Here is a 26090-nt window from a genome sequence, read left to right as displayed (position 1 = left end):
GCACCATGCAACTCATCGACATCGGCGTCAATCTGACCAACCCAAGTTTCGACGGCAAGCACGAGGCCATCTTGCAGCGTGCCGAGGCCGCCGGGGTGCATCAGATGCTGGTGACCGGTACCAGCCTGGCCGGCAGCGAAGCCGCGCTACACCTGTGCGAGCAACTCGACCCGCAGGCCCGGCGCCTGTTCAGCACGGCCGGTGTACACCCCCACGATGCCAGCAGCTGGAACAGCGACACCGCGCGCCATCTGCGCGCGCTGCTCGAACAGCCACGGGTGCACGCGGTGGGTGAATGCGGGCTGGACTTCAACCGCGACTTCTCGCCGCGCCCGCAACAGGAAAAGGCCCTGGAAGAACAACTGGCGCTGGCGGTGCAGCTGCAGATGCCGGTGTTTCTGCACGAGCGTGATGCCAACGAACGCCTGTTGCAGATTCTCAAGGACTACCGCGACCGCCTGCCAGCCGCCGTGGTGCACTGCTTTACCGGCGAGCGCAGCGCCCTGTTCAGCTACCTGGACCTGGACCTGCACATCGGCATCACCGGCTGGATCTGCGACGAACGTCGCGGTACCCACCTGCACCCGCTGGTTGCCAGCATCCCCACTGGCCGCCTGATGCTGGAGAGCGACGCCCCCTACCTGCTGCCCCGGACCCTGCGCCCCAAACCCAAAAGCGGTCGCAACGAACCGGCCTACCTGCCCGAAGTGCTGCGCGAAGTGGCCCTGCACCGGGGCGAGACACCCGAGCAAGTGGCTGCGCACACCAGCGACTGCGCCCGGCGCTTCTTCGGGCTCCCCGACATAGTTTGACGCATATCAAGATTTGTCTTTGAATTGGCTGGCACACTGATGGCACCTTGCCAAATTGTTTCCGCTCAATCAGAGAAGACCTATCCATGGGTGCCTGGCTCAGCAATATCTCACTGAAGTACAAGTTCTGGGCGGTGAACGCAGTCGCCTTCGTCACAACCCTGTTCGTGGTGCTGTATGCGGTGCACCTGGAAACCCGCGCCAGGGCCGAGACGGCCCAGGCCCGGGTGCAATCCGAAGCCCGCCTGCTGGCCGCCTGGCCCGCCGGCCAGGCCTTGCCGCAGAACGCCACCTGGGTCAGCTTCACACCCGGGCAGGCGCCCACCTTCGATGGCCAGGCGTTGCCGGCCCTGGCCACTGCCCAGGGCTGGGTCGAGCTGAACGGCATGCCGCTGCTGGGCAGCGACCCGCTGATCGGCGCGCAGGTCATCCAGCGCGATGGCCAGCAGATCGCGGTACTGGCCCAGGCCCCGAGCATGGCGCAGGTGTTCACCGACCGCTTCGTCAACTATGCGGTGTGCGTACTGATCCTGATGCTGGCCATGCTGTGCGCCTCGCAGTTGCTGATCCGCTTCCTGCTCAGCCAGCTCAACATCCTCAAGGACGTGATGCTGCACGTCGAGAAGACCGGTGACCTGTCGGCACGGGTGCCGCTGTCCTGCGGCGACGAGATCGGCCAGATGGCCAGCGCCTTCAACGCCATGCAGACCACCTACCACCGCGTGGTCAACACCGTGGCGCGAACCGCCGCGCAGCTGGATGCCGGCGCCGCGCGCCTGGCCGCCAGCATGAACGAGGTGCGCCACGGCATGCTCGGCCAGCAGAGCGAAACCGACCAGGCCGCCACCGCCATCAACGAAATGACCGCCACCGTCTACCACATCGCCCAGCATGCCGGCGCCACACGCGACCTGTCGCAAAGCGCCGACACCCTGGCCGGCAGCGGCAAGGACGTGGTCAGCCGCGTGCAGTCGTCGATCTCGGGGCTCTCCACCGGCGTGCAGCAGACGGCCGAGATGATCCGTCAACTGGCCGAGGACAGCCAGAAGATCAACAGCGTGGTCGGGGTGATTCACAGCATCGCCGAACAGACCAACCTGCTGGCCCTCAACGCGGCGATCGAGGCGGCCCGTGCCGGCGACCTGGGCCGCGGTTTCGCGGTGGTGGCGGACGAGGTGCGCAACCTGGCCAAGCGCGTGCAGAGCTCCACCGATGAAATCACCACCATGGTCTCTGCCCTGCAGGCCGGCACCCGCGATGCGGTGGAGTTCATGACCGAGAGCTCGTTCAAGGCCGACGACTGCGTCAAGCAGGCCCAGGAAGCCGGCGAGGCCCTGGCGGAGATCACCGGCGCGGTGGCGCAGATGCGCGAGAGCAATACCCAGATCGCCGTGGCGGCCGAACAGCAGAGCCAGGTGGCCGAAGAGATGAACCGCGCAGTGGTGAGCATCCGCGACGTGACCGAAGAGACCGTGCAGCAGACCGTCGACTCGGCCACCACCAGCAGCGAACTGGCCACCCTGGCCGGCGAGCTGAACAAGGCCATCGGTCAACTCAAGCTATAAACGCGATAGCCGCGCGCAATTGGCCCCCTGGCGGGGGCCAAACTACGCTTGGGTTATCCGTTTTGCACCTTGAGGAAAACCGTGATGAACAAGCACCTGTTTCACCTGCCCCACTGGCATCACGCCCCTCGTACCCCCACCAACATCGCGCTGCAGCTGATTGCACTGCCGCTGCTGGCCATCGGCGCGCTGCTGGTATTGAGCGGCGCGCTCGACGCCGACCTGGGCACCCTGGCCGTCGGCGTCATCGGCCTGCTGGCCGGTGTGGCGGTGGAGCGCCAGCGCCAGTGATTCAGGCGAACACGGTCACCGTCTGGCGGCTGATGGCAAGCAAATCACCGGCTCCGTTCCACAAGGCGGCCGCCACATGGCCGTAGCCGTCACGTGCGTAGTCGATCTGGGCGCAGTACTGGCACCAGTCCAGGGTGGTCAGGCTGGCCACCGGCTGCACGAACTCGATGGTCCAGGTCAGGGTGCTGCCGGCAGCGGGCTTGCTCAGGTGCGGCATCAACGCCGGTGGCCAGGCATCGACCAGCGCCAGCAGGTGGGCTTCGGTCACCGGCTCCTCGACCACATCCTCACCGCGCAGGCGCACCCAGCCGCCCATTTCGCGTGACCGGCTACCGCTGAACGGCAAGCCGCCAATGCCCCAGCGCATGGCCAGGTGGCGAATGAACTCGGGGGTCACGCCCTTGATGAAGGGCAACTCGGGGCTGGACTCGGCAAGGCTTTTCATCGGCACCGGCGCCAGCCCTGACACCTGCACCACCGAATCGCGCCCGGCACCGAAACTGCCCTGTACCAGGGTCACCACCTGGCCATTCTGTACCGCGCGCCCCAGCAGCGAGCTGACCGCCTTGCCGTCACGCAACAGCTCCACCTCGAAACTGATCGGCACCCCAGGCTCGGCCGGCCCTACGAAGGTGATGGCCAGCGAGCGCACCGGACGGTCCGGGGCGACCTTGGCGTGCATGGCCTCGTACACCAGCGCCGCCATCAGCCCGCCGAAACAGGCACGCCCCTGGGCCCATTCGGCCGGGATGGTCACCGCCTGGGGCTGCAGGCGCACGGCGGTGAGCAGTTGGGAAAAATTCATCGGGACCTCGACCAGTGGGCAAATGTGGCGATGTTAACCAGCCGCCGCGCCGCGCACAGGCCGCATTTGCGCCAAACACGCGACTTATCGACGTTGGATTTCGCTCAGCAGTGTCTCCAGCGTGCGGTCGGCACGTTGCTCGGCCGCCGCCTGTTGCGCCTGCCAGTGCGCCACGCAGGGCGCCAGGCCAGGCTGCTGCTCGGCCTGCAACAGCCACTGCAACAGGTCGTGCCAGTCGCCCAGATCGCCCTGGGCGCGCTTGAGCCCGCGGCGCAGGGCCGGGCGCAGGCGTTCGAGCTGTGGATAGGCCTCGGCGCCATAACGCACCCGCTTGATCAGCAGGCGCAGGCGGTGGCGGTCGTGCGCCGGGTCGTTCATGGCAGCCTGCAGGTTGCGCCACTGCTTGTGCAGGCGCTTGCCCACCCGCGCCTCCAGGCGGCGTACCAGGCCCTGGCGCTGAGCCGCGCGCAGGAACATCGGGAAGGCATCGATGATCGCCAGCAGCCGCGCAAGCTCGGCGCTGGCCGCCACCCGGGCAAAGGTGCGGGCCGGGTCGCCAAGCTGCTGGCGGGCCACCTCGGGCAGCCCGCGTTCGAGCAACTGCGCGGCCAGCACCTCGCGATCGCGCAGCGGCGTGGTCAGGCGCCCCAGCTCGGCGGCAGCATCCTCCAGCTTGTCCACCCCCGGCAGCCCGCGCAGGGGCCGCAGCAGGCTGCGCAGGCGACGCACGCTGGTACGCAGGTCATGCAGCGCCTCACTGTCGGTATTGGCCGCCAGGCGCGCCTGGCAGGCCAGCAGGCGCACGTGCAGGGTCAGCACCTGGGCGATCACATGGTCGAGCATTGCCGACATGGCCTGGTCCTCCCTCAGCGCCCGGCGCGCGATTCACGGATGTAAAAGCGTGCCTTCTCGGCCTTGTTGCTGCAGCCTTCGAAAGCTTCGAACTGCTGCTGGGTCTTGGCGCCGGTCAGCAGCGACAGGGCCTTGGAATAGCTGACCGTGCCGGCGAAGCCCTCGGCCTTGGCCAGGTCCAGCTCCTTCCAGGCCGAATCCAGCTGATTGGCGCAGCTGTCCCGGTACGCCGTCTTGCCGGCGCAGCCGCTCAGTACCAGGGCAATCAGGGGCAGGCAGATCCAGGCTTTCATCGGTGTTACCTCAAAAGGAAAATGTTCGGGGTGGCACTTCGACGGCACGCACGCTGAAAAGTGCCCTGCTCAGCGTAGCCCAGCGCTTGTCACGATTGAAGCACAGCCCTGAATGGGTGCATTGTTAGGCCCACGAGCAGAACAGCCGCAAGGAACGACCATGAGCAAACGCGTAGCACTGGTGCTGGGGTCGGGGGGCGCCCGAGGGTATGCACACATCGGCGTGATCGAGGAGCTGGAGCGGCGCGGCTACGACATCGCCTGCATTGCCGGGTGTTCGATGGGCGCGGTGATCGGCGGCATCTACGCCGCCGGCAAGCTCGACGACTACCGACGCTGGATCGAGAGCCTGGATTACCTGGATGTGCTGCGCCTGGTGGACGTGAGTTTCAGGCTGGGCGCGATTCGCGGCGAGAAGGTGTTCGGGCAGATCCGCAAGATCGTCGGCGAGGTCAACATCGAGAACCTGCGCATCCCCTACACCGCAGTGGCGGCCGACCTCACCAACCAGCAGGAGATCTGGTTCCAGGAAGGCTGCCTGCACCAGGCCATGCGCGCCTCGGCGGCGATCCCCAGCCTGTTCACCCCGGTGGTGCAGGGCAACCGCATGCTGGTCGATGGCGGCATCCTCAACCCGTTGCCGATCATCCCGGTGGTGTCCAGCCACTGCGACCTGATCGTGGCGGTGAACCTCAACTCCACCAACCAGAAGCATTACCAGTTGCCGGTGATCGAGCGGCCGGCGGCGTTCAAGTTGCGCTTCGACAACCTGATCAACTCGCTGGGCTCGCACCTGCCGTTCCGGCGCAAGGCCGCCGAAGGGCTGATCCGCATCGAGCAGGCGGCGCCCAACCCGTGGCTCAGCGATGCGGCCGAGCCCGAGGCGCAGCAGCCCTCGGCGGCGCCCGAGACTGACGGCGCGCCGAAATCGGCGGCCGGCTCGTTCATTGTCGACAACGTGGGCCCGGCTTCGCTGCTGGACCTGATCAACCAGAGCTTCGAGGTGATGCAGACGTCGCTGGCGCAGTACAAGATCGCCGGCTACCCGCCGGATGTACTGATCAACGTGCCCAAGCGGGTGTGCCGGTTCTTCGAGTTCTACAAGGCGCCGGAGCTGATCGCGCTGGGGCGCGAGATTGCACGCGATACGCTGGACAACTATGAGGCCGAGAGGCGCTAGGCCGGCGAAGAGGCCCTCATGCCTGCTCCGGCCCGATCAACCGATACCCCACCCCCGGCTCGGTCACGATGAACCGCGGCGCCGTCGGGTCGTCCCCCAGTTTCTGCCGCACATGCGCCACCACGATGCGCAGGTAGTGGCTGTCCTCCACATGGGTGGGGCCCCAGATATCCTTGAGCAACTGCTGCTGGGTGATCACCCGCCCCGGGTGACGCGCCAGTTGCGCCAGCAACGCATACTCCTTGCGGGTCAGCGCCACCTCCTCGCCCGCCAGGGTCACGCGCCGGTAGGCAAGGTCCACGGTCAACGGGCCGAAGCGCGGCGCCGACTCTTCGGCCACCGCCTGGGGCACCTGGCGCAGCAATGCGCGCACCCGCGCCAGAAACTCCTGGATGCCGAACGGCTTGGTCACGTAGTCATTGGCCCCGCCGTCCAGCGCCTCGACCTTCTGCACTTCGCTGGCCCGCACCGACAACACCAGCACCGGCACCTGGCTCCATTCGCGCAGTTCGCGCAGCACCTGCTGCCCGTCCATGTCGGGCAACCCCAGGTCGAGCACCACCAGCTCCGGCCGACCCAGCGCCGCCTGGCTCAGGCCCTCGGCACCGGTGCCCGCCTCCAGCACCTTGTAGCCCTGCGAGCCAAGGCTGATGCGCAGGAACTTGCGGATCTGCGGTTCGTCGTCGATGACCAGCACGGTCGCGGTCTGGCTCATGGGGTCTCGCTGTCCAGTTCAGGTTGGGCCGGAAGCGGCAAGCATAGTGTGATGCAGGTGCCACGGCCATCGATGCCGTCCTCTACGCGGATCTGCCCGCCATGGGCGCCGATCATTCCCTGGCAGATCGCCAGCCCCAGCCCCGTGCCCTGCCCGCCCCGGTCCCCGCGCGCAGCGGTGTAGAACATGTCGAAGATGCGCGCCCGGTCCTGCGGCGCAATCCCCGGGCCCTCGTCGGCGACGGCCAGGCACAGCTGCTCGCCTTCCACACTCACCCGCAGTTCGAGGCGCCCGTGGGCCGGCGAGAAGCGCGCCGCGTTCTCCAGCACATTGATCAGGGCCTGCTCGATCAGTGCGGCATGCACGAACAGCAGCGGCAGCTCTGCCGGCACCTCGGTGCGCAACTGCAACGGGGCCAGCACCACGCGCAGGCGGCTCAGGGCGCTGCCGACGATGTCGGTCGGCGCCACCCAGTCGCGCGCGAGCTTGAGCCCGCCATGCCCCAGGCGGGTCATGTCGAGCAGGTTCTGGATGTAACGGTCCAGGCGCTCGGCCTCGTCGCGGGTGCCTTCGAGCAGCTCGCGACGGTCGTGCTGACTGATTGCCTCACCCAGTGCCAGCAGGCTGTCGATGCTGCCGCGCATGGCAGTCAACGGGGTGCGCAGGTCGTGGGACACCGAGGCCAGCAAGGCACTGCGCAACTGCTCGGTTTCGCCGTGCAGGCGCGCCGCCTCCAGCTGATCGGCCAGCCGCGCCCGGGCCAGGGCCTGGGCCAATGGCTGGCTGAGGGCCTTGAGCAGGCGCCGGCGCTGGGCCGTCAGCACCTGGCCCTCGCGCGGGCGTACCCCCAGCAGGGCCAGCGGGCCTTCCTCCACCGACAGCGGCCACCACCACCAGCGCCCGTTGGGCAAGGTGTCGCTGCCAAGGCCGGCGGCCTGGTCATGCTGCCAGGCCCAGTCGGCGGCCGCCCGCTCGGTGTCATTGAACTGCAAGGCACCGCCGCTGGCCACCTGCAGGCGACCTTCGGCATCGCGTTCGAGCAGGCACATCTGCACGTCCGTCCAGCCCTCCAGGTGGTGGCTGGCGGCATTGAACACCGCCTGGCGGTCGGTAGCTGCGGTCAGCCGGCGGGTCAGGTCCAGCAATTGGCCGGTCTGCTCCTGGGTTTCGCGCAGCGCCTGCAACTGACGCCGCTGGCGCGCCGCCAGGTTGCCGGTCAGGGCGGCCATCAGCAGAAAGAACACCAGGGTCAGCACGTCCTCCTCGCGCTGGATGCTCAGCGAGAAATTCGGCGGTATGAACAGAAAGTCGTAGGCCAGAAACGACAGCGCGGCGCACACCAGCGCCGGGCCCAAGCTGCTGCGCACCGCCACCAGCAGCACCGCTGCCAGAAACACCAGCGAGATGTTGGGCAGCGCCAGCACACCGGCCACGCCCCAGGCCAGTGCACTGGCCAGCACGGTGGCAAGCAGCGCCAGCAGGTAGTGGCGCCAGGCCCAGGCTCGCGCCACCGGAGCGCTGACCGGTTCTGGCTGTGCGTCGCGGTCGAGCACGTTGATTTCCAGCCCGTGGGCCTCGCGCAACAGGCGCGCCGCCACACCGGCACCGAACCAGCGCCGACGCAGCCGATCACGCGACTGGCCCACCAGCACCAGGCTCGCACGCCGCTCCAGCGCATGCTGGATCAAGGTGTTGGCCACCTCGCCGGCGCGCAGCACCACCACTTCGCCGCCCAGCCGCTCGGCCAGCTGCTGGGCGGCCTGCAGGCGCTGGCGTGCGGTTTCGTCGCGCAGGCGGCCGTTGTCCACGTGCACCAGGCTCCAGGGCAGGTGGCGGCGCTGTGCCACGCGGCTGGCATGACGTACCAGGCGCTCGGCCTGGGCATCGCCATCCACCCCCACCAGCAGGCGCCCACGCAGCGCCGGCGCATCCTGGCCCAGGCTGCGGTAGCCGTGGGCGAGGTCGGCATCGACCTGGGCGGCGGCGGTCTGCATCGCCAGCTCGCGCAGGGCCGTCAGGTTGGTCTGGGTGAAGAACGCATCGATCGCCGCCCGCGCCTGCTCCGGCACGTACACCTTGCCGTCGCGCAGGCGTTCGAGCAGCTCGCGCGGCGGCAGGTCGATCAGCACCAGTTCGAAGGCTTCCTGCAGCACCCAGTCGGGCAGCGTTTCGCGCACCTGCACGCCGGTGATGCCGCGCACATGGTCATTGAGGCTTTCCAGGTGCTGCACGTTGACCGTGGTGTACACGTCGATACCGGCCGACAGCAGCTCCTGCACGTCCTGCCAACGCTTGGCGTGGCGGCTGCCGGGTGCGTTGCTGTGGGCCAGCTCGTCCACCAGCGCCAGTTGCGGGGCGGCCTTGAGCAGGCCGTCCAGGTCCATTTCCTCCAACTGCACGCCACGGTACTCGGAGCGCACCAGCGGCTGTTGCGGCAAACCGCCCAGCAGCGCCTCGGTTTCGCTGCGCCCATGGGTTTCGACGATGCCCGCCAGCACCCTCACCCCCTGGCGCAACTGCGCATGGGCGGCCTGCAGCATGGCGTAGGTCTTGCCTACGCCGGGCGCTGCGCCCAGGAACACCTTGAGCCGGCCGCGCCCCTCGCGCGGCAACTCGGCCAACAACGCATCGGCGCGTTCAGAATCACTCATGGTCGACACACGTCCTTATTTCGAAGCAGGTGCGAGCTGGTCGAGGGCCGCATTCAGGGCCAGGATATTGACCACCGGCGGCCCCACCAGTGGGTGCAGGGTGGACTGCTCCACCAGGGCTTGCAAGGTGGGCAGCGGCAATTGCCGCGCCGCTGCCACCCGCGCCAGCTGATAGGCCACGGCTGCTGGCGGCAGGTGCGGGTCCAGGCCGCTGCCGGAGGTGGTCAGCAGCGCCAGCGGCACCGGGCCTTGTGCCGGCACATACAGCGCCTGGGCCTGCTCGCCCACGCGTTTGGCCAACGCCGGGTTGCTCGGCGCCAGGTTGCTGGCACCGCTGGACACCGTGGCATAGTCGGCCGCCGAGGGCCGCGGCTGGAACCAGCCCGCGCCACTGAACGGCTGGGCCAGCAGGCGCGAGCCGCGCACCTGGCCACTGTCGTCGCGCAGCAGGCTGCCGTTGGCCTGCTCGGGGAACGCCACCTGGGCGACTCCGGTGACCACCAGCGGGTACACCGCGCCGGTGATCAGGGTCATCAGCACAATCAGGCTCAGGGCCGGGCGTACTAGCGTCGTCATGTTCATCTCCCAGTTCACACAAGGTGCAGCGCATTGAGCGCCAGATCGATCAGCTTGATCCCCACGAACGGCACCAGCAGCCCGCCCAGACCGTAGATCAGCAGGTTGCGCCGCAGCAGGTGGGCAGCGCTGGCGGCCTGCACCCGTACCCCGCGCAGCGCCAGCGGGATCAGCACCACGATGATCAGCGCGTTGAACACGATCGCCGAGACGATGGCGCTCTGCGGGCTGGCCAGTTGCATCAGGTTGAGCACGCCCAGCTGCGGGTAGATCGCAGCGAACAGCGCCGGCAGGATGGCGAAGTACTTGGCCACGTCGTTGGCAATGGAAAAGGTGGTGAGCGCGCCACGGGTCACCAGCAGCTCCTTGCCCACCTGTACCACATCCAGCAACTTGGTCGGGTCGCTGTCCAGGTCGACCATGTTGGCCGCCTCGCGGGCCGCCTGGGTGCCGTCATTCATGGCCATGCCGACATCCGCCTGGGCCAGCGCCGGGGCGTCGTTGGCGCCGTCGCCGCACATGGCTACCAGGCGCCCGTCGTTCTGTTCCTGGCGAATGCGTGCCAGCTTCTTCTCCGGCGTGGCCTCGGCCAGCACGTCGTCGACCCCGGCCTCGGCGGCAATCGCCGCGGCGGTCAGCGGGTTGTCGCCGGTCACCATCACGGTGCGAATGCCCAGTTTGCGCAGCTCGGCGAAGCGCTCGCGAATGCCGGGCTTGACCACGTCCTTGAGGTGGATAACGCCCAGCAGGCGCTTGTCCACGCACACCAGCAACGGGGTACCGCCACTCTGGGCAATGCGGTCGACTTCACGGGCCAGGGCGGCCGGCAGGTCCAGGCGCTGCATGCCGACGAACGCCAGCACCGAATCCACCGCGCCCTTGCGGTAGCGCTGGGCGCCGAAGTCGACGCCCGACAGGCGGGTTTCGGCGCTGAAGGCCACCGGCACCAGGTGTTCAGCGTCGGGTGGGGTGAAGTCATGCAACTGGCGCAGGTAGTCGACGATCGACTTGCCTTCGGCGGTGTCGTCGGCCAGCGAGGCCAGCAAGGCGCCCTCGCCCAGCTCGCGGGCAGTGATGCCGGGGGCGGCGTGCACCGCACTGCAACGGCGGTTGCCGAAGGTGATGGTGCCGGTCTTGTCCAGCAGCAGCACGTGCACGTCGCCGGCCGCTTCCACTGCACGCCCCGAACGGGCAATCACGTTGAGCCGCACCAGTCGGTCCATGCCGGCGATGCCGATGGCCGACAGCAGGCCGCCGATGGTGGTGGGGATCAGGGTCACCAGCAAGGCCACCAGAAACACCATCGGGATGCTGCCACCGGCAAAGTGCGCGAAGGGCTGCAGCGTGACCACTACCACCAGGAAGATCAGCGTCAGGCCGATCAGCAGGATGTCCAGGGCCACCTCGTTGGGCGTCTTCTGGCGTTTGGCGCCCTCGACCAGGGCGATCATGCGGTCCAGGGTCGACTCGCCCGGGTTGCTGGTGATCTGCACCAGCAGCCAGTCGGACACCAGCCGGGTGTTGCCGGTGACCGCAGAGCGGTCGCCGCCAGACTCGCGGATCACCGGTGCGGACTCGCCGGTGATTGCCGCCTCGTTGACCGCGGCGACCCCTTCGATCACCTCGCCGTCACCGGGGATCATCTCCCCGGCATCCACACGCACCACATCGCCTTTGCGCAGGTCACTGGCCGGCACCACCTCGAACTCGCCCGAGGCCATGCGCCGCCGCGCGTTCAGGCCCTGGCTGCCGGCCTTGAGGCTGTCGGCGCGGGCCTTGCCACGGCCTTCGGCCAGGGCCTCGGCGAAGTTGGCGAACAGCACGGTGAACCACAGCCACACGGCGATCTGCACCGATACGCCGGTGGGTACGTCGCTGGGCAGCAGGCACAACAGGGTGGTGAAGATAGCGGTCAGTTCCACCACCAGCATCACCGGGGCGCGCTTGAGCTGGCGCGGGTCGAGCTTGACGAATGCCTGCACCAGGGCCGGACGCCAGAGCGCGGCGAAGGTGGTGCGGGCAGTGGCGGACGGGGCCGCCTTCACTTCGGAAACAGGCAGGTTCATGGTCGGCTCCTCACAAGCCCAGGCTCAGGTATTCAGCAACCGGGCCCAGGGCCAGGGCCGGCAGGAAGGTCAGGCCACCGATCAGCAGGATGGTCACCAGCAACAGCGTGACGAACAGCGGGCCATGGGTCGGGAAGCTGTTCTGGCCCACCGGCGCGCTCTTCTTCAGCGCCAGGCTGCCGGCCAGGGCCAGCACCGGCAGGATGTAGCCGAAGCGCCCGATCAACATGCCCAGGCCGATCATCAGGTTGTGGAAGGTGGTGTTGGCGCCCAGCCCGGCAAACGCCGAGCCGTTATTGGCACTGGCCGAGGTGTAGGCGTACAGCAACTGGCTGAAGCCGTGCGGGCCCGGGTTGCTGACCGCGGCGGCAGGCCCCGGCAGGCTGGTGGCCAGCGCGCCGAGCACCAACACGCCCACCGGCATCACCAGCAGTGTGGCGACCAGTAGTTGCACCTCGCGGGCCTGCAGCTTCTTGCCCAGGTATTCAGGGGTACGACCGATCATCAGCCCGGCCAGGAACACCGCGATCAGCACGTTGAGCAGCATGCCGTAGAGCCCGGCGCCGACGCCGCCGAAAATCACCTCGCCGACCATCATGTTGACCAGCGCGACCATGCCGCTGAGCGGGTTGAGGCTGTCGTGCATGTTGTTCACCGAGCCGTTGGAGGCCGCGGTGGTGGTCACGCTCCAGAGCACGCTGGCGGTGGTGCCGAAGCGGCTCTCCTTGCCTTCCAGGGGGGCGGTCTGTTCCACCAGCGGGCTGTTCAGGGTGGGGTTGGGCTGGTACTCCGACCACAGCGCGGTGGCGCCGCCGATCACGAACAGCGCAAGCATGCAGGCGATGATCGCGCGGCTCTGGCGCAGGTCCTTGACGTAGTGGCCGAAGGTGAACACCAGGGCCACCGGAATCAGGATGATCGAGGCCACCTCGAACAGGTTGCTCCAGGCGCTGGGGTTCTCGAACGGGTGCGCCGAGTTCACCCCGAAAAAGCCGCCGCCGTTGGTGCCCAGCTGCTTGATCGCGATCTGGCTGGCAGCCGGGCCCAGCGGGATCACCTGGTCGGCGCCCTGCAGGGTCAGTGCATGCACATAATCGGTGAAGGTCTGCGGCACGCCCTGCCATACCAGCAGCAGCGCCAGCAGCAGGCACAGCGGCAGCAGCCCGTAGAGGGTGGCGCGGGTCATGTCGACCCAGAAGTTGCCCAGGGTGCTGGCCGAGCGTCGAGCAATGCCACGACACAGCGCGACCAGCACGGCAAGGCCGGTGGCGGCGCTGACGAAGTTCTGCACGGTGAGGCCGAGCATCTGGCTCAGGTAGCTGAGCGAGGCTTCGCCGCTGTAGGACTGCCAGTTGGTGTTGGTCATGAAGCTGACGGCGGTGTTGAACGCCAGCGACCACTCCTGGCCGGGCAGGTGCTGCGGGTTCAGCGGCAGGTGCCCTTGCAGCAGCAATACGGCAAACAGCAGCCCGAAGCCTGCAAGGTTGAAGGCAAGCAGCGCCAGGGCGTACGTCTTCCAGCTCTGCTCGGTGGCAGGGTCGACCCCGGCCAGCCGGTAGCAGCCTCGCTCCACCGGCCCCAGCAGCGGGCTCAGCCAGGTGTGCTGGCCTTCCATCACCTTGTAGTAGAAGCGGCCCAGCCAGGGCGCCGGCAGCAGCACCAGGGCGAAAAAGGCCAGCAGCAATGCGTAATCGTAACTGTGCATGGCTGCTCCTAACCGCGATCGGCGCGCAGCAGCGCGGCCATCAGGTACACAAACAACGCCACTGCCAGCAGCAGTGACACCCCGTCCAGAATGCTCATGAAGAATCTCCGTCCCGCGGCACGGTGCCGCTGACGGTGATTGTCGGGAGGGGGGGCGTAAAGGGGCGAGAGGGCTAGCGAGGGTTGGGTATAAAGAATGCGTAAAGAGAGCGAATCGGCATGGCTGGGACGCCCCGTTGGCCGGCAGGGCCGGCGCCTGGCAAGGGCGGCCCGGCCAGCCAGGCCGGTGCGATCAGGCCCGCGGCGGGTGCTGCGGCTCGCTGCGGGTCCAGTCCAGCAGCAGGCTGTAGGCCACTGCCAGCAGCGTGGGGCCGATGAACAGGCCGATGAAGCCGAACGCCAGCAACCCGCCAAACACCCCCAGCAGCACGATCACCAGCGGCAGGTTGCCGCCCCGGCTGATCAGGTAGGGCTTGAGCACGTTGTCCACGCCACTGATGATGAACGTGCCCCAGATCCCCAGGAACACCGCCATGCCGTACTGGCCCTGCCACGCCAGCCATGCGGTGGCCGGCACCCAGGCCAGCGGCGGCCCCATGGGGATCAGGCTGAGCAGGAAGGTCACCAGGCCCAGCACCAGCGCGCCCGGCACCCCGGCGATCAGGAAGCCGATCAGCGCCAGCAGGGCTTGCGCCGCTGCAGTGCCGATCACGCCGTTGACCACCCGTTGCACGGTGCCAGCCACCAGGTCCAGGTAGTATTCGGCGCGCTCGCCGATCAGGCGGTTCAGCAGGCGCAGCACGAAGGCCGACAGCCGCGGCCCGTCACGGTAGAAGAAGAACACGAACACCAGGCTCAGGGTCAGTTCGAGAATCCCGCCGCCGATCTGCGCACTGCGGGCCAGCAACCAGTTGCCCACCTGCCCCAGGTGTGGCTTGATCGCCGCCAGCATGGCCGCGCCCTGCTGGTCGAGGGTGTCCCAGAAGCCGACCAGGCGCTCCCCCACGAAGGGTATGCCGCCCAGCCAGGCAGGCGCATCGGGCAGGCCGTCGACCTGCACGTCGCGCACGAACGCGGTGGCATCACGAATATGGTCGGCCAGGTTGAAGCCCAGCCACACCAGCGGCAATGCCACCAGCAGCATCCATACGCCCGTCAGTACGCTCGCCGCGAGGGTTTCGCGCCCGCCGAGCACGCGCGTGAGCAGGCGCATCAGCGGCCAGCTGGCATAGGCCAGGATCGCCCCCCACAGCAGCGCGGAAATGAACGGGGCCATGACCCACAGACCGGCCCCCAGCAGGCCGATAAGGATGATCTGCACCAGCAGGCGATCGTTGTTGAGCATAGCGGCCCCGGTCAGCGGATCAGTTCGACATGCAGCCCGGCAGCCGGCTGCGTACCCACTTCAAGCCGTGCTGCGCGCACCCCGGCCTTGACCAGTTGCTCGCGCCAGGCCTCGGCCTGGGCGCCGGTCAGGGTCACACGCAAGGTACTGTTCAGGTTGAGGCTGCGCGACAGCAGGTTGACCCAGGCCGGCTGCGGTTCGCCCTTGAGGTCGGCATAGTCGAGCTTGCCGGTGCTCAGCAGTTCGCGCTGCACGGTGGCCGGCGTGGGCAACACCTCGCCCAGCGGTGCGTTGGCCACAAACTCCTCGACATGCAGGTACGCGCGCCGATTGCCCTTGGTGATGCTGTACAGCGCAACCAGGGTGTCGCTGGAGGCGCCGGAGCGGCGCAACAGAATGAACGCCTGCTGATTGTCGGCACCGGTCAGGTTGAATCGCCCGGCCAGCTGCGCCGACCACAGGCTGCTTTCACCGCAGTCCTGCCCCTGGCACCAGAACAGCGGATAGCCACCTGCGGTCTGCAAGGCTTCGCGAGCGGCGGTAAAGGCTTCGTTGGCACTGCGCTCGGCCGGCAGCTGGTAGGTGGCATAGCTGACCTTGCCGCGGCCCTCGACCTTGCCCTCCATGCGTACCACATTGCTGATCTTGCGCAGCGAACCGAGGGGGTACACCCGCTCCTGTTCCTGCTCCAGTTCCTGCGCACTGGTCTGGCCCACTACCTTGGCATCCACCGGAATCGGCAGTTGATCGGCCATCAATGGCGTGCTGGCAAGCACGGCCAGGCCGGCAAGGCCTGTTCGAATCAGACGCGAAATACTCATTGGCGGGCCATGGCGCTAAGGGCCTCGATGGCGAAAAAAGGTGCAACGGTGTCGCGCTTGGTCATGGTTGTCTCCCTGTTCAACCCGCCAAGCCTCGACAGTTGCCCGCCGCAAGTCAAGAAATGGCAAAGAAGCGATTGAAACAGTCTGCAACAAGGCTGGCGCCCGACTCGTCGTTCAGGTGCAGGTGGTGCCCGCCCGGCAGCTGTTCCAGCTTGAAGGGTAGCTGCTCGAGCAGGGGGGTGTTGCGCGCCAGCATGCCGTCGGCGGCCACCACCAATTGGGTCGGACAGGCGATGCGGCGCACGAAGGTCAGCGCCTGTTCTTCGCTCATGCGCAGCGGCGACGGCAGGGTCAGGCGGCTGTCGCTGCGCCAGGTGTAGCCACCCGGCACCGGCATCAGGCCGCGCTGGGCCAGCAGCTCGGCGGCCTCGCGGGTGACCGCGACCATGCCCTGCATGCGCGCCTGCACCGCCAGCTCCAGGGTCGGGTAGACGGTCTTGCCCTTGCCGCCCTGGCGCAACTGCGCCTGCAAGGCCATGCCCATGCGCTCGGCCGTGTCCTGGGGGCCGGCGCCGGGCGGGATCACCCCGTCGATCAGCGCCAGGCGGGTGATCCGCTCGGGCAAGGCACCGGCCAGGATCACCGAGATGATCGCCCCCAGCGAGTGCCCGAGCAGGGCAAACCGTTGCCAGCCCAGTTGCTCGGCTACCCGCAGCACGTCGTGGGCGTAGTCCCACAGCGCGTAGCCGGCGCCCACCGGCCGATGGTCTGAATAGCCATGCCCGGCCAGGTCCAGCGCCACGATGCGCAGCCCATGCAGCCGGGGCGCCAGGCGCGCGAAGGTGTTGGCGTTGTCGAGCCAGCCATGCAGGGCGATAACCGGGATGCCCTGCTGCGGGCCGAACAGGTGCGCTGCCAGTTCGATGTGCCCCAGGTTCAGGCGCACTTCCTCCACGCCACTCATTGCACCGCTTCCTGCCAGCGATCGAACAGGCCCTTGATCAGGCTCGCGGTGTCATGCGGGCGCTCCAGCGGAAACATGTGCCCACCCGGCAGGCTGTGGAACTCGCCCCTGGGCATGCTGCGCACGGCATACGCGTGGTGGCGGCGTACCACGCGGCTCTGGCTGCCACGCACCATCGCCAGCGGCAGCGTCAGCTGGCGGGCCGGGCCGGGGCTTACGTGGGGCAGGCTGCGATAGATGCTGATCTCGGTGGCCGGGTCGAAGCGCAGGCGCAACTGCTCGCCCTCGTCCTGCAGGCCATGTTCCAGATAAGCCTCGAAGCAGTCGGGGTCGAACTGTCGAAACAGCGCCTTGCCGGTGAAGTAGGCCCGGGCGCTCTCGCGGTCGGCGAACGCCTCGCGGCGTCCCAGGGTGCGGCCGGCCGGGGTGATGCGGTCAATGAAGCCAAAGCGCTTGGCCAGCTGGATCAGCCACTCGTCGGCTCGGGTCAGCACCGGCGAATCGAGCATCACCACCCCACGGTAGTACTGCGGGCAGCGCATCGCCGCGTGCAGGTGCAGCACCCCACCCAGCGAGTGCCCTACCCCCCACACCGGCTCGGGCTGCTGCTCCAGGTGATGGATCAGTTCATCGACCAGGTTCTGCCAGTTGTCGTTGACCGGAAAGCGCGGGTCGTGCGCGTGCTGCGGCAGGTGGGTGACGTGATAATCGGGGGCCAGCGCAGCGAACAGCTTGCCGTAGGTGGCCGAGGGGAAGCCGTTGGCATGGGCGAAGAAGATCTGCTGCGTCATGGTCGCCTGTCCGCGAAGGGGAATCGGGCCATTTTCCCCGCCGCGGCAACACCCGGCAACATCCGTACAGGCCAGGGAGCACGACGATCAGGTCAATTCGCGTCGAAGCTGGCGATCGAACGGCGCAGGCAGGCCTGCAGGTACAGCAACTGGTACTCGAGCGCATCACGTGCCTTGCGCTTGTGCTCGCGGCTCAGTTCGGCCCGGCGCAGTGCCAGGCAGGTGGCCTGCAACTGATGCCCCATCAGGCGGCCCGTCTCGCGCAATTGCCTGAGCTCGCGCAGCCCCTCCAGGCGTCGCATCAACTCGTCGAGCTTGGCCTCGGCGCTGTCCTTGAGCACGTTGTACTCGGCAAAATCCAGCGCCTGAGCACGCTCGACCTGGCGCACGATGTCGTAGAAGTAGGCCGAGCCTGCCATTTCCGGATCCGGTGTGTTCATCGCCAAACTCCTGTTCGCGCCCCCGATGGGTCCTGGGGGCACGCTAGCAAGGCAGCGCATGGGCAACAACTGGTAGAAATATCAGGTCGCCGGTGGGTTGTCGCCCAGCGCGATGACGGCGATGGTCAGGCGCGAGATGCAGTTGAGCTTGCCGTCTTCGGTGCTCAGGCGGATGTCCCACACATGGGTGCTTCGGCCAATGTGCACGGGCCGGGCAGTGGCCGTGACGCGCCCGCTGCGCACACCGCGCAGGTGGTTGGCGTTGATCTCCAGGCCCACGCAATAGAAGCGCGTGGTGTCGATGCACAGGTAGCTGGCCATGGAGCCGACGCTCTCGGCCAGCACCACCGAGGCGCCGCCGTGCAGCAGGCCGAACGGCTGGTGGGTGCGCTGGTCGACGACCATGCTGGCGCTCAGGGAGTCGTCGGTGAAGCCTTCGAAGCGAATATCCAGCACTTCGCCGATGGTGCCTTTCTGGCGGGCGTTGAGCTGGTCGATATCGGGTTGGGTTTTCCAGAGGCTCATGCAGCATTCCTTGTCGTGGTTGGCGATCAGGGGGGAGTGAGACTGCGCAGTGTCATCAGCCCGGCCAGGGGGTGGTCGCCGTCGAGTTCGGCCAGGCTGGCGGTGCCCATGGGTGCGGGGTCCTTGCGGTGGCCATGCTCGAGCAGGCACACCAGCGTGCCCACCAGCGGTTGATGGCTGACCAGCAGCACCTGCTCCACCCCCAGCCTGTCCAGCTCGGCGATGACCTGCTGCGGGTCGCTTTCGGGGGTGAGCCAGGGCACGGTCTGCACCGGCTTGTCCAAACCCAGCGCCTCGTGGACCAGCGCAGCGGTCTGCTGCGCGCGTACATAGGGGCTGGCCAGGATCACCTGCGGCGCGCAGCCGAGCAACTGGGCGGCACTGCGCAGCACCTGCTCGCGACCGTGGGCGGTCAGCCGGCGTTCGGCGTCGCTGTTGGCGCGGGGCTCGGCTTCACCGTGGCGCAGTACCCACAGCTTCACAGCTTGGGCTCTTCGTCACGCGCCGGGTGTGGCGCAGGCGGCACGCTGTGGGCGGCTTCGCCTTCCGGTGCGCGCGGGGTGGGCCAGTCGGCGAACGGCCAGGGCTTCTGGTCGGTGTGGAAACTGCCGAAGCGACCGATCTGGGCCAGAAACTGGCTCAGGCTGTCGCCGAAGTTCATCAGGCTGGCACTGGGTGCGCCGTAGATCAGCCGGTACACCAGTTGCACCACCACCAGGCCACCGAGCAGCAGCTCGGCCAGTTGCCATACCAGTAGGAACACCAGCATCCACAGCACACGCAAGATGATCGATTCGCGCTGCGCCTGTTTTGGGGACTCGTTCATGCCCTGCTCCTGTAATTCAGTTGAAACCGCTGGTGGAAATGAAGTCGACGTCGGTTTTCGGCTCGCCGCGCATCAGCAGCTCGATCACCTGGCTCAGGGTCCGGCCTTCGAACAGGATGGCATGCAGGCCGGCTACCAGCGGCATGTACACCTGCACTTGCTCGGCCTTGGCCTTGAGCACCTTGAGGGTGTTGACCCCTTCGGCCACCTCGCCCAGGCGGTTGACCGCCTCGTCCAGGCTCAGCCCCTGGCCCAGGGCATGGCCGACCTGGTAGTTGCGGCTCTTGGGCGAAGAGCAGGTGACGATCAGGTCGCCGACACCGGCCAGGCCCAGGAACGTCATCGGGTTGGCGCCCTGGCTGACGGCGAAGCGAGTCATCTCGGCCAGCGCGCGGGTGATCAGCATGCTCTTGGTGTTCTCGCCCATGCCCAGCGCCACCGCCATGCCGGCGATGATGGCATAGACGTTCTTCAGGGCGCCGCCCAGCTCGACGCCAAAGCGGTCGTTGCTGGCATAGACACGGAAGGTACGCCCGTGCAGCACGGCCTGGACCCGCTGGCACAGCTGCTCGTCCTCGCTGGCGACCACGGTGGCGGTCAGCGCGTGCTCGGCCACCTCGCGGGCCAGGTTGGGCCCGGAGAGCACGCCGATGCGCGCCTGTGGGGCGATCTCTTCGAGAATCTGGCTCATCAGCTTGAAGGTGTGCGCCTCGATGCCCTTGGTCAGGCTCACCAGCAGCTTGTTGCTCAGCAGCTCGGCATGGGGCGCCAGCACGCTGCGCAGGGCGCTGGACGGCAAGGCGACGAAGATCAGCTCGCAGGCCTGCAGGGTGGCCAGCAGGTCGTTGACCGGCTCGACGCCCGGGTGGATCTTCACGCCCTTGAGGTAGCGCGGGTTTTCGCGGTTGTTGCGCATGGCCTCGGCTTGCTCGGGGTCGCGCATCCACTGCCGTACCTCGACACCATTCTCGGCCAGCAGGTTCGCCACGGCGGTACCAAAGCTCCCGCCTCCAAGAACTGCAACAGGCTGCTGTTCAGTCATATCCAATCCGTTAAAACCAATAAAGTGGCGACCCCCGCATTATACGGAGCGTTAAGGCCACGGCCAGCGCCAGATGTGCGATTGGACCGCAGCAATGCGGGTTTGATCGCTGGAAAAAGCCGGCTACTCGGTTAACATGCCCGCTCGATACCCGCCATCAAGGCCGCGCCGTGCATCTTGGCCCTCCCCCCTCGCGCCCGCTGGTTCTGCTGACTGCCCTGCTGGGCGGTCCGGCGGTGGCGGACGACCTGTTCGTCGACAGCCAGGCGCTGCCGCAGATCCTGACCGCCACCCGCCTCAGGCAGTCGCCGGCGGCGGTGCCCGGCAGCATGAGCGTGCTCGACAGTGAGCTGATCCGCGCCAGCGGCGCGCGCAACGTACCCGAACTGCTGCGCCTGGTGCCCGGCATGATGGTCGGCTACGGCGCGGGCAACCAGCCGGCGGCCAACTACCACGGCAGCAGCGTCAACGATGCGCGGCGCATGCAGGTGCTGGTCGATGGCCGTTCGGTGTACCGCGCGGGGCTGGCGACGGTGGACTGGGGCGATATCCCGCTGGCACTGGAGGATATCGAGCGCATCGAGGTGTTCCGCGGGCCCAACACCGTCAGCTATGGCGCCAATGCACTGATGGCGGTGGTCAACATCCTCACCCGCAGCCCGGCCGACAGCCATGGCACGCGGCTCAAGGTGATCCGCGGCCAGCGCGGCATCGACGACTGGTACGCCAGCCAGGGCCTGGGCTGGGAAGGCGGCGACCTGCGCCTGTCGCTGTCGGGCCAGCAGGACGACGGCTTTGACCACAACGCGCAGGGCCAGCACTACCGCGATGGCCGCCGCCTGACCCGCCTGAGCCTGAGCGCCAGCCATGCGCTGAACGCCGAGCAGAGCCTGGACTGGCAGTTTTCCGCCAAGGAAGGCAGCGAGCAGCGCCCCTATGCCTACACCCCGGTGTTCCCCGGCGTTAGCGGCGCAGGGGCGAACGCCGACGTGAATGCCAAGGACTACGCCGCCTCGGTACGCTGGAACATCGACCTGGACCCGCGGCACAGCCTGTACCTGCAGGGTTCGGCGCTGCACTGGGATCGCCAGCAGGTGTGGCGCGCGTGCGATGCGGCCATCGCCTTCAGCCCGCAACTGGCGCAGCTGTGGCGGCTCAACCCGGGCTATACCGAACGCCTGGCCCGCAACATCGACGCGCCGATTCCTCCCGGCAGCGACCAGGAGCAGGCACTGGCCCGCGAGGTCCGCCAGCAGTGGCACAACGGCGGTGCCAACCCGGTGTGCGGCGACATCGACCAGAGCACCCGCGAAAGCCGCCTGGACCTGGAGCTGCAGGACACCCTGAGCCTGAGCGACAGCCTGCGCCTGGTCAGCGGAATCGCCTACCGCTACGACCGGGCCGACTCGCAGACCTACTACGATGGCAGCCTCGACGACACCACCTGGCGCCTGTTCGGCCAGCTCGAGTGGCGTGCCGACGAGCACTGGATCGTGCAGGGCGGCGCGATGTTCGAGGATACCCGGCTGGCGGGCAGCTCGCTGGCCCCGCGCCTGGCCGTGAACTACCTGATCACCCCGCGCCACGGCCTGCGTGCGGTGTACTCGGAAGCGGTACGCTCGCCGGACATGTTCGAGAACAACGTCAACTGGAGCTACCGCGTCGACAACCTGCGCCCGGCCGCCTTCGGCCAGCGCCACGCCGAGTACTTCGTCACCACCCGCGGCCCGGGCGATCTCGACCAGGAACGCATGCGCTCGCAGGAGCTGGGCTACAACGGCTTTTTCAGCGAAATCGGCCTGAGCCTGGACATCAAGCTGTTCCATGACCAGCTCACCGGCATGGTCAGCGAACCGCTGCGCAACAACCGGCCCATCGCCAGCAACGCCAACAAGGCGCGTTTCACCGGCAGCGAGGCGCAACTGGACTGGCAACTGCGCAGTACCGACCGCCTGCGCCTGACCTACGCCTATGTGGATGCCTGGGCCAGCAACCCCGATGACCGCCACCTCAGCGCACGCAACAGCGGCTCGGCCGGCTGGCTGCGCGACTGGGGCCGAGGCTGGTCGAGCGCAGTGTTCTACTACGGCGACGACGCCCTCAACCAGTACCGCTTCGAGCGTGTCGACCTGCGCGTGGCCAGGCGCATCCCCATCCGCAACACCAGCCTGGAGCTGGCCGGGATGCTTCAGCAACGCCTGGATGACGAGCCCACCAGCAACTGGCAGAACCGCTACGACAGCCGGCAGGTGCTGTACCTGAGCGCGGAGCTGGAATTCTGATGCGCCTGCTGCACGCTTGCCTGGTGCTGATGCTGGCGTGGCCGCTGAGCGCACTGGCGGCCGCAGACATTCTGGTTACCGCCGCCCAGGGCAATGCAGGCGTGCGCGACTTCGTCACCGCCCTGCGCGCGCAGCGCCCCACCGATCACGTGCGCTTCACCGCCGTGTCAGAACTGCCTGCCGGGCACAGGCTCAAGCCGGGCACGCGCCTGATTCTGCTCGACCTGGCCGCACTGGACTGGCGCCTGAAACAGGCCGAAGGCCCGCCGACGCTGGCCTTGCGGGTCAGCCGGGTACAGGCCAGCCGGCACCTGGGCGACCGACGCCCGTCCTACCTGAGCCTGCTGTGGAGCGACCCGCCGCCCGCGCGTCAGTTGCGCCTGGCCCACTACCTGCTGCCCCAGGCCAGGCGCATTGGTGTGCTATATACCGAGAACAGCCGGTTCCTGCTCGACGAGCTGCGCCAGGCGGCCAAGGCGCTGCGCCTTGAGATCATCGCCCAGGCCTGGCCCGACCCGCGTGACAATCGGCCGCTGCAGGCCGTGCTCAAAAACAGCGATGTGCTACTGGGCCTGGACGACCCACTGCTGTACAACGCCACCACGGCCAAGCACCTGCTGCTGAGCAGCTATGCACGCCAGGTCCCGCTGATCGGTCCGAATGCCGGGTTCGTGCGCGCCGGCGGGCTGGCCAGTACCCTGAGCGACCAGCATGACTGGCTGGCGGTGCTCGACCGCCTGCTCGACCAGCCGCCGGCGGCCTGGCCGCGGACGTTGTACCCCGAGCGATTTCGCGTGGCCGGCAACCAGCAGGTGGCCCGAGCCCTGGGCATCGAGGCGATAGACCCGGTGGCCGCACAGCAGGCCGTGGCCGCAGGAGAGAAGCACCGATGAAAAAACTGACCTGGGACATCAGTACCCGCACCCAGATCATCAGCCTGGGGCCGGCCCTGCTGCTGACGTTGCTGCTGATCAGCTTCTTCACCTTCGTGCGCATCCAGGACTTGCGCCAGGAGCTCAACCATACCGGCCAGCTGATCGCCAACCAGCTGGCACCGGCCTCGGAATACGGGGTCATTTCGGGCAATGACGAAGTGCTCGAGAGCCTGATGCGCGCCACCCTGACCATCCCGCATGTGCGCTTTCTCGAAGTGCAGGACAGCGAAAACCACATCCTGGTGTATGTCGAGCAGGCCGACGAGCACGAGAACCGCCCCCAGCAGGTCGAGGTGTTCCAGGCGCCTATCCGCCTGCAGCGGATCTTCCTGGACAGCGATTTCCTGCACAACGGCGGCTCGGCCTCGACCCGCAAGGACGATTACCTGGGCCGGGTGATCGTGGGCATGTCCGATGACGCCTTCAACCAGCGCCAGCAGGAAATCGTGATCAAGGCCGCGATCCTGGCCCTGTTCGCCCTGCTGTTCACCTTCATCCTCGCACGGCGCCTGGCGCGCAGCCTGTCGCGTCCGATCAGCGACATGGGGCACGCGGTCAAGGCGATCCAGAAAGGCGACTTCAATGCGCCGCTGCCGGTGGTCGACGACAGCGAGCTGGGCCACCTGGCCCGCCACATCAACAACCTGGCCAGCGGCCTGGCACAAGCCAGCCACGAGCAGCAACAGGCCATCGCCCAGCTGATCCAGGCCCGCGAGGAAGCGGAACAGGCGAACAAGGCCAAGTCGGACTTCCTGGCGATGATGAGCCACGAGCTGCGCACCCCCATGAACGGGGTGCTGGGCATGCTGCAACTGCTGCAGACCACCGCGCTGAGCGAAGAACAGAGCGAGTACGCGGCCGTGGCCAGCGAGTCCACCGGCCATCTGCTCAAGGTGATCAACGACATCCTCGACTTCTCGCGGATCGAGCGCACGACGCTGGAGCTGGAGCACATCGAGTTCAACCTGGCCGAGCTGCTGGGCAGTTGCACGCAGTCGTTCCAGCATGTCGCCCAGCAGCGCGGATTGCTGCTGCTGGCGCCACTGCCGCCGGGCATGGAACAGTTGCGCGTGGCCGGCGACCCGACCCGCATCCGCCAGGTGCTGGTGAACCTGATCGGCAACGCGCTGAAGTTCACCGAACACGGCAGCGTGCAGATCGAACCGCGCTGGCAGGTACTGGACCGACAACTGATCTGGTTCACCTGTGCGGTGCGCGATACCGGCATCGGTATCGACAGCGAGCACCTGGAAACCATGTTCGTTGCCTTCCAGCAGGCCGACAGTTCTATTTCACGACGTTACGGCGGTACCGGCCTGGGGCTGTCTATCGCCCGCACCCTGACCGAGCGCATGGGCGGCACGCTGCGTGCCGAAAGCCGTGAAGGCAGGGGCTCGACCTTTACCCTGGAAATGCCGCTGGCACTATGCATGCAGCAGAACCCCACGCTGCCTGCGCCCAGGGCCGACAACAGTGACCCTGGCCAGGGCCGGCGCATCCTGCTGGTGGAGGACAACCCGGTGAACCAGGCCGTGACCCAGGCCATGCTGCGCAGCCTGGGGTTCGAGGTGTGCGTGGCCGCCGATGGCGCCCAGGCAGTGGCGCTGGCCAGCCGCCAGCGCTTTGCCGCCACGCTGATGGATTGCCGCCTGCCGGTCATCGACGGCTACGAGGCCACCCGGCGCATCCGCCAGATCCCCCATGCCGCAGCCATGCCGATCATCGCCCTGACTGCCAACGCGCTGCAGGGCGATCGCGAACGCTGCCTGGCCGCCGGCATGAACGACTACCTGACCAAGCCGTTCAAACGCATTGATCTGCAGCAGATTCTGCAACGCTGGCTGCCCGCACAGGCATCTGTGACTGGCGATAAATGCTAAAGTGCGGCAGTCTTACAGACTGAACCGGGCCCTTGCCGGGCTTGTCATAAAAATTTCAGTGCACAAGTGTACATCTTCGTCCCCTGTGCTGTGACTTTCACTACAACGCAATAGTCTATGTGTAGGCTGCCGCCCCAAGCCTGAGGCTTTTGGGTCGGTCGGGAAGATCTACCCCGTGCCGCACGGTGACTATTGAGGAGCTCGCATGACCAAACAAAACGCCTTTACCCGGGAAGACCTGCTGCGCTGCAGTCGCGGTGAGCTGTTCGGCCCAGGTAACGCGCAACTGCCCGCCCCTAACATGCTGATGGTGGATCGCATCACGCACATCAGCCAAGAGGGTGGCAAGTACGGCAAAGGTGAGTTGGTCGCCGAGCTGGATATCAGTCCAGACCTGTGGTTCTTCGCCTGCCATTTCGAAGGCGACCCGGTGATGCCAGGCTGCCTGGGCCTGGATGCCATGTGGCAGCTGGTCGGATTCTTCCTGGGCTGGCAAGGCCTGCCAGGCCGTGGCCGGGCCCTGGGTTCGGGCGAAGTGAAGTTCTTCGGTCAGGTACTGCCGACCGCCAAGAAAGTCACCTATAACATCCACATCAAGCGCGTCCTGAAAGGCAAGCTGAACATGGCCATCGCCGATGGCTCGGTCAGCGTCGACGGCCGCGAGATCTACACCGCCGAAGGCCTTCGGGTCGGTGTATTTACCTCCACTGAAAATTTCTAAGGGTT

General features: G+C 67.3%; 26 protein-coding genes. 8 read left to right on the top strand and 18 right to left on the bottom strand.

Features of this window, described 5'->3' with window-relative positions:
• The first annotated feature begins 5 nt into the window (after positions 1-5).
• The 3 genes from NP552_RS23255 to NP552_RS23245 all read left to right on the top strand — a co-directional run bounded on the left by NP552_RS23255 (position 6) and on the right by NP552_RS23245 (position 2668).
• Positions 6-812, top strand: coding sequence for a TatD family hydrolase (locus NP552_RS23255; protein WP_043863097.1), 807 nt, complete (start codon positions 6-8; stop codon positions 810-812).
• Positions 813-898: 86 nt separating this feature from the next.
• Complete coding sequence (locus NP552_RS23250; protein ID WP_054915686.1) at positions 899-2377, top strand: methyl-accepting chemotaxis protein; 1479 nt, start codon at positions 899-901, stop codon at positions 2375-2377.
• 84 nt (positions 2378-2461) lie between these two features.
• The gene (locus NP552_RS23245) at positions 2462-2668 is read left to right on the top strand and encodes a hypothetical protein (RefSeq protein WP_052504289.1); all 207 of its coding nucleotides are present in this window, start codon (positions 2462-2464) and stop codon (positions 2666-2668) included.
• A 1-nt stretch (position 2669) separates the two neighbouring features.
• Here the strand turns inward: NP552_RS23245 and NP552_RS23240 are convergent, their stop codons facing one another.
• The 3 genes from NP552_RS23240 to NP552_RS23230 all read right to left on the bottom strand — a co-directional run bounded on the left by NP552_RS23240 (position 2670) and on the right by NP552_RS23230 (position 4618).
• Positions 2670-3473, bottom strand: coding sequence for an acyl-CoA thioesterase (locus NP552_RS23240; protein WP_043863099.1), 804 nt, complete (start codon positions 3471-3473; stop codon positions 2670-2672).
• An 84-nt stretch (positions 3474-3557) separates the two neighbouring features.
• The gene (locus tag NP552_RS23235) at positions 3558-4325 is read right to left on the bottom strand and encodes a CHAD domain-containing protein (protein WP_043863100.1); all 768 of its coding nucleotides are present in this window, start codon (positions 4323-4325) and stop codon (positions 3558-3560) included.
• Between the two features lie 14 nt (positions 4326-4339).
• Complete coding sequence (locus NP552_RS23230) at positions 4340-4618, bottom strand: hypothetical protein (protein ID WP_043863101.1); 279 nt, start codon at positions 4616-4618, stop codon at positions 4340-4342.
• Positions 4619-4778: 160 nt separating this feature from the next.
• On the opposite strand from NP552_RS23230, the gene NP552_RS23225 reads away from it, so the two are divergent.
• Complete coding sequence (locus NP552_RS23225; RefSeq protein ID WP_078480475.1) at positions 4779-5798, top strand: patatin-like phospholipase family protein; 1020 nt, start codon at positions 4779-4781, stop codon at positions 5796-5798.
• Positions 5799-5814: 16 nt separating this feature from the next.
• Here NP552_RS23225 and NP552_RS23220 read toward each other — a convergent pair whose 3' ends face one another.
• The 15 genes from NP552_RS23220 to NP552_RS23150 form a co-directional block, all read right to left on the bottom strand.
• The gene (locus NP552_RS23220) at positions 5815-6513 is read right to left on the bottom strand and encodes a response regulator (protein WP_043863103.1); all 699 of its coding nucleotides are present in this window, start codon (positions 6511-6513) and stop codon (positions 5815-5817) included.
• Positions 6510-9164: a sensor histidine kinase gene (locus NP552_RS23215; RefSeq protein WP_043863104.1), complete on the bottom strand. Its 2655-nt coding sequence runs from the start codon at positions 9162-9164 to the stop codon at positions 6510-6512. Before NP552_RS23215 ends, NP552_RS23220 begins: the two co-directional genes overlap by 4 nt.
• Before the next feature lie 15 nt (positions 9165-9179).
• Positions 9180-9740, bottom strand: a complete 561-nt coding sequence (kdpC, locus tag NP552_RS23210; RefSeq protein WP_054915735.1) for a potassium-transporting ATPase subunit KdpC — start codon at positions 9738-9740, stop codon at positions 9180-9182.
• A 14-nt stretch (positions 9741-9754) separates the two neighbouring features.
• A complete protein-coding gene (gene kdpB, locus NP552_RS23205; protein WP_274097197.1) occupies positions 9755-11806 on the bottom strand; it encodes a potassium-transporting ATPase subunit KdpB in 2052 nt (683 codons plus the stop codon).
• A gap of 10 nt (positions 11807-11816) precedes the next feature.
• Positions 11817-13511: a potassium-transporting ATPase subunit KdpA gene (gene kdpA / locus NP552_RS23200; protein ID WP_100634706.1), complete on the bottom strand. Its 1695-nt coding sequence runs from the start codon at positions 13509-13511 to the stop codon at positions 11817-11819.
• A gap of 8 nt (positions 13512-13519) precedes the next feature.
• The gene (gene kdpF, locus NP552_RS23195; RefSeq protein WP_043863107.1) at positions 13520-13609 is read right to left on the bottom strand and encodes a K(+)-transporting ATPase subunit F; all 90 of its coding nucleotides are present in this window, start codon (positions 13607-13609) and stop codon (positions 13520-13522) included.
• 193 nt (positions 13610-13802) lie between these two features.
• Positions 13803-14855 (bottom strand): AI-2E family transporter, encoded by a 1053-nt coding sequence (locus NP552_RS23190; protein WP_043863108.1) that lies wholly within the window; start codon positions 14853-14855, stop codon positions 13803-13805.
• Between the two features lie 11 nt (positions 14856-14866).
• The gene (locus tag NP552_RS23185) at positions 14867-15676 is read right to left on the bottom strand and encodes a DUF4892 domain-containing protein (protein WP_043863109.1); all 810 of its coding nucleotides are present in this window, start codon (positions 15674-15676) and stop codon (positions 14867-14869) included.
• A 115-nt stretch (positions 15677-15791) separates the two neighbouring features.
• Positions 15792-16643, bottom strand: coding sequence for an alpha/beta hydrolase (locus NP552_RS23180; RefSeq protein ID WP_054915682.1), 852 nt, complete (start codon positions 16641-16643; stop codon positions 15792-15794).
• The gene (locus NP552_RS23175; protein ID WP_054915681.1) at positions 16640-17434 is read right to left on the bottom strand and encodes an alpha/beta fold hydrolase; all 795 of its coding nucleotides are present in this window, start codon (positions 17432-17434) and stop codon (positions 16640-16642) included. The genes NP552_RS23180 and NP552_RS23175 overlap by 4 nt, the downstream gene beginning before the upstream one ends.
• A 92-nt stretch (positions 17435-17526) precedes the next feature.
• Complete coding sequence (locus NP552_RS23170; protein ID WP_043863112.1) at positions 17527-17874, bottom strand: hypothetical protein; 348 nt, start codon at positions 17872-17874, stop codon at positions 17527-17529.
• A gap of 81 nt (positions 17875-17955) precedes the next feature.
• Positions 17956-18399, bottom strand: a complete 444-nt coding sequence (locus NP552_RS23165) for a hotdog fold thioesterase (protein WP_043863113.1) — start codon at positions 18397-18399, stop codon at positions 17956-17958.
• A 26-nt stretch (positions 18400-18425) separates the two neighbouring features.
• Positions 18426-18881, bottom strand: coding sequence for a phosphohistidine phosphatase SixA (sixA, locus tag NP552_RS23160; RefSeq protein WP_100634700.1), 456 nt, complete (start codon positions 18879-18881; stop codon positions 18426-18428).
• Positions 18878-19225, bottom strand: a complete 348-nt coding sequence (locus tag NP552_RS23155; protein ID WP_043863115.1) for a DUF4389 domain-containing protein — start codon at positions 19223-19225, stop codon at positions 18878-18880. Before NP552_RS23155 ends, sixA begins: the two co-directional genes overlap by 4 nt.
• 16 nt (positions 19226-19241) lie before the next feature.
• Positions 19242-20267, bottom strand: coding sequence for an NAD(P)H-dependent glycerol-3-phosphate dehydrogenase (locus NP552_RS23150; protein WP_043863116.1), 1026 nt, complete (start codon positions 20265-20267; stop codon positions 19242-19244).
• Positions 20268-20437: 170 nt separating this feature from the next.
• On the opposite strand from NP552_RS23150, the gene NP552_RS23145 reads away from it, so the two are divergent.
• From NP552_RS23145 to fabA, 4 genes are all read left to right on the top strand, one after another.
• Positions 20438-22549 carry a TonB-dependent receptor plug domain-containing protein gene (locus NP552_RS23145; RefSeq protein WP_100634698.1) on the top strand — a complete coding sequence of 704 codons (2112 nt, stop codon included), beginning with the start codon at positions 20438-20440 and terminating at the stop codon, positions 22547-22549.
• On the top strand, positions 22549-23442 hold the full coding sequence (locus NP552_RS23140; protein ID WP_043863118.1) for an ABC transporter substrate-binding protein: 894 nt from the start codon (positions 22549-22551) through the stop codon (positions 23440-23442). Before NP552_RS23145 ends, NP552_RS23140 begins: the two co-directional genes overlap by 1 nt.
• Positions 23439-25364 carry an ATP-binding protein gene (locus NP552_RS23135; protein WP_274097196.1) on the top strand — a complete coding sequence of 642 codons (1926 nt, stop codon included), beginning with the start codon at positions 23439-23441 and terminating at the stop codon, positions 25362-25364. Before NP552_RS23140 ends, NP552_RS23135 begins: the two co-directional genes overlap by 4 nt.
• Before the next feature lie 205 nt (positions 25365-25569).
• Positions 25570-26085: a 3-hydroxyacyl-[acyl-carrier-protein] dehydratase FabA gene (fabA, locus tag NP552_RS23130; RefSeq protein ID WP_043863120.1), complete on the top strand. Its 516-nt coding sequence runs from the start codon at positions 25570-25572 to the stop codon at positions 26083-26085.
• Positions 26086-26090: the final 5 nt, after the last annotated feature.

The sequence above is a fragment of the Pseudomonas sp. 8209 genome (genome assembly GCF_028682105.1).
Taxonomy (GTDB): Bacteria; Pseudomonadota; Gammaproteobacteria; order Pseudomonadales; family Pseudomonadaceae; genus Aquipseudomonas; species Aquipseudomonas palmensis.
The sequence above is the reverse complement of the archived record's forward strand: the minus strand, read 5'-3'. Positions and strand labels throughout refer to the sequence as shown.

What these genes read in the sequence shown, in the direction of transcription:
- NP552_RS23215 (WP_043863104.1), bottom strand. Translation starts at nt 9,164, where the DNA reads ATGAGTGATTCTGAACGCGCCGATGCGTTGTTGGCCGAGTTGCCGCGC.
- NP552_RS23220 (WP_043863103.1), bottom strand. Translation starts at nt 6,513, where the DNA reads ATGAGCCAGACCGCGACCGTGCTGGTCATCGACGACGAACCGCAGATC.
- NP552_RS23235 (WP_043863100.1), bottom strand. Translation starts at nt 4,325, where the DNA reads ATGTCGGCAATGCTCGACCATGTGATCGCCCAGGTGCTGACCCTGCAC.
- NP552_RS23230 (WP_043863101.1), bottom strand. Translation starts at nt 4,618, where the DNA reads ATGAAAGCCTGGATCTGCCTGCCCCTGATTGCCCTGGTACTGAGCGGC.
- kdpB (WP_274097197.1), bottom strand. Translation starts at nt 11,806, where the DNA reads ATGAACCTGCCTGTTTCCGAAGTGAAGGCGGCCCCGTCCGCCACTGCC.
- fabA (WP_043863120.1), top strand. Translation starts at nt 25,570, where the DNA reads ATGACCAAACAAAACGCCTTTACCCGGGAAGACCTGCTGCGCTGCAGT.
- NP552_RS23175 (WP_054915681.1), bottom strand. Translation starts at nt 17,434, where the DNA reads ATGACGCAGCAGATCTTCTTCGCCCATGCCAACGGCTTCCCCTCGGCC.
- NP552_RS23190 (WP_043863108.1), bottom strand. Translation starts at nt 14,855, where the DNA reads ATGCTCAACAACGATCGCCTGCTGGTGCAGATCATCCTTATCGGCCTG.
- NP552_RS23250 (WP_054915686.1), top strand. Translation starts at nt 899, where the DNA reads ATGGGTGCCTGGCTCAGCAATATCTCACTGAAGTACAAGTTCTGGGCG.
- NP552_RS23135 (WP_274097196.1), top strand. Translation starts at nt 23,439, where the DNA reads ATGAAAAAACTGACCTGGGACATCAGTACCCGCACCCAGATCATCAGC.
- kdpF (WP_043863107.1), bottom strand. Translation starts at nt 13,609, where the DNA reads ATGAGCATTCTGGACGGGGTGTCACTGCTGCTGGCAGTGGCGTTGTTT.
- NP552_RS23165 (WP_043863113.1), bottom strand. Translation starts at nt 18,399, where the DNA reads ATGAGCCTCTGGAAAACCCAACCCGATATCGACCAGCTCAACGCCCGC.
- NP552_RS23170 (WP_043863112.1), bottom strand. Translation starts at nt 17,874, where the DNA reads ATGAACACACCGGATCCGGAAATGGCAGGCTCGGCCTACTTCTACGAC.
- NP552_RS23155 (WP_043863115.1), bottom strand. Translation starts at nt 19,225, where the DNA reads ATGAACGAGTCCCCAAAACAGGCGCAGCGCGAATCGATCATCTTGCGT.
- NP552_RS23150 (WP_043863116.1), bottom strand. Translation starts at nt 20,267, where the DNA reads ATGACTGAACAGCAGCCTGTTGCAGTTCTTGGAGGCGGGAGCTTTGGT.
- kdpA (WP_100634706.1), bottom strand. Translation starts at nt 13,511, where the DNA reads ATGCACAGTTACGATTACGCATTGCTGCTGGCCTTTTTCGCCCTGGTG.
- NP552_RS23245 (WP_052504289.1), top strand. Translation starts at nt 2,462, where the DNA reads ATGAACAAGCACCTGTTTCACCTGCCCCACTGGCATCACGCCCCTCGT.
- NP552_RS23240 (WP_043863099.1), bottom strand. Translation starts at nt 3,473, where the DNA reads ATGAATTTTTCCCAACTGCTCACCGCCGTGCGCCTGCAGCCCCAGGCG.
- NP552_RS23225 (WP_078480475.1), top strand. Translation starts at nt 4,779, where the DNA reads ATGAGCAAACGCGTAGCACTGGTGCTGGGGTCGGGGGGCGCCCGAGGG.
- NP552_RS23180 (WP_054915682.1), bottom strand. Translation starts at nt 16,643, where the DNA reads ATGAGTGGCGTGGAGGAAGTGCGCCTGAACCTGGGGCACATCGAACTG.
- NP552_RS23255 (WP_043863097.1), top strand. Translation starts at nt 6, where the DNA reads ATGCAACTCATCGACATCGGCGTCAATCTGACCAACCCAAGTTTCGAC.
- kdpC (WP_054915735.1), bottom strand. Translation starts at nt 9,740, where the DNA reads ATGACGACGCTAGTACGCCCGGCCCTGAGCCTGATTGTGCTGATGACC.
- NP552_RS23140 (WP_043863118.1), top strand. Translation starts at nt 22,549, where the DNA reads ATGCGCCTGCTGCACGCTTGCCTGGTGCTGATGCTGGCGTGGCCGCTG.
- NP552_RS23185 (WP_043863109.1), bottom strand. Translation starts at nt 15,676, where the DNA reads ATGAGTATTTCGCGTCTGATTCGAACAGGCCTTGCCGGCCTGGCCGTG.